This window comes from Mycobacterium sp. E2462, from assembly GCF_001672685.1.
In the GTDB taxonomy this organism is placed as follows: domain Bacteria; phylum Actinomycetota; class Actinomycetes; order Mycobacteriales; family Mycobacteriaceae; genus Mycobacterium.
In genome coordinates this window covers 1-1,482 of record NZ_LZKC01000250.1, presented here as the reverse complement: position 1 = coordinate 1,482, position 1,482 = coordinate 1, and the positions used below count along the sequence as shown (strand labels likewise).

Annotated in this window: 2 protein-coding genes and 1 pseudogene; 2 read left to right on the top strand and 1 reads right to left on the bottom strand. The window is 72.4% G+C overall.

The window, feature by feature from the left end; genetic code table 11:
* Nucleotides 1-281: pseudogene (locus A5714_RS12240) on the bottom strand (FAD-binding oxidoreductase); the annotation flags it as partial.
* A gap of 47 nt (nt 282-328) precedes the next feature.
* On the opposite strand from A5714_RS12240, the gene A5714_RS12235 reads away from it, so the two are divergent.
* Nucleotides 329-898, top strand: coding sequence for a TetR/AcrR family transcriptional regulator (locus A5714_RS12235; protein ID WP_068066530.1), 570 nt, complete (start codon nt 329-331; stop codon nt 896-898).
* The coding region (locus A5714_RS12230) for an FAD-dependent oxidoreductase (protein ID WP_156747289.1) at nt 895-1,482 on the top strand (588 nt) is incomplete at its 3' end. The genes A5714_RS12235 and A5714_RS12230, both read left to right, overlap by 4 nt.

Here is a 1,482-nt window from a genome sequence, read left to right as displayed (position 1 = left end):
TGCTCGCCCGTGTCCCGGCGGCGCAACAAGTCGAGGGTGGACTTGCCGCCCGCGTGCAGCAGCCGGTCGAGGTCGGCGGTGCGACAGTACTCGGCGCCGACGATGGCGGCCAGTGCCTGCCGATCGGCCTCCGCCAACGCCGAGGGCCGCAGCCGCACCTGGTCGGCCCGCAGCTCCGCGTCCCCCGAATCCGGAACGCCCACCGCTTGTTTCAGCAGCGCCCGGATGCCGTCGGACAGCGGCTTGGCCGCCGCCGGATCTCCCCAGGCGTTCCACTTCATTGGCGGCAGCAGGGCGTCGGCTTGCGTCATGCGTTACAGTATTACACATGTTGTCAATCCGTAACGACAGCGTGGACGTCGGTGAGCGGATCCTCGCGGCGGCCGCCAGCTGCGTGGTCGACTTCGGCGTCGACCGGGTGACGCTGGCCGAGATCGCGCGGCGCGCGGGCGTCAGCAGGCCCACGGTGTACCGGCGCTGGCCCGACACCCGATCGGTGGTCGCGGCGCTGCTGACCCGGCACGTGACCGCGGCGATGCGTGCGGCGCCGCTGCTGGGTGACGACCGGGAATCGCTGGTACGCCAGGTCGTTACGGTGGCCGACCTGCTGCGCGCCGACGACCTGGTGATGTCGGTGCTGCATTCCGAACTCGCCCCGATCTACATCACCGAACGCCTCGGGACCAGCCAGCACATGCTGATCGACGCCCTCGCCACCCGGCTGCGGGTGGCCCAGCGCGGCGGCACCGTCCGGCCCGGGGACCCGACGCAGCTGGCCACCATGGTGTTGCTCATCGCGCAGTCCACCATCCAGTCGGCGCAGATCGTCGAACCCATCCTGGACGCGGCCACTTTGGCCGCCGAACTCGCCCACTCGCTGAACGGATACCTCTCGTGATCGCCGACCCGACCACCCTGAACGCCGCGCGCCGCTCCGCCGACCTGGCGGCCGTGGCCGACGGTGAGCCGCTGGACGCCGTGGTCATCGGCGGCGGCATCACCGGTGCGGGCATCGCGCTGGACGCCGCGGCGCGCGGGCTGCGGGTCGCGCTGGTCGAGAAGCACGATCTGGCGTTCGGGACCAGCCGCTGGAGCTCGAAGTTGGTCCACGGCGGCCTGCGCTACCTGGCGACCGGCAACGTCGGGATCGCGCGGCGCAGCGCCGTCGAACGCGGAATCCTGATGACGCGCAACGCCCCTCACCTGGTGCGGGCGTTACCGCAGCTGGTGCCATTGTTGCCGTCGATGGGCCGCGGCCAGCGGGCGGTGGTGCGCGCCGGTTTTCTGGCCGGTGACGCGCTGCGGGCGTTGGCGGGCACCCCGTCGTCGGTGTTGCCGCGGTCGCGACGGATCTCGGCGCGCCGGGTCGCGGAGCTGGCGCCCACCGTCACGCGCGCCGGGCTGGACGGGGGATTCCTGGCCTACGACGGGCAACTGGTCGACGACGCGCGCCTGGTGGTGGCGGTCGCCCGCACGGAGGCC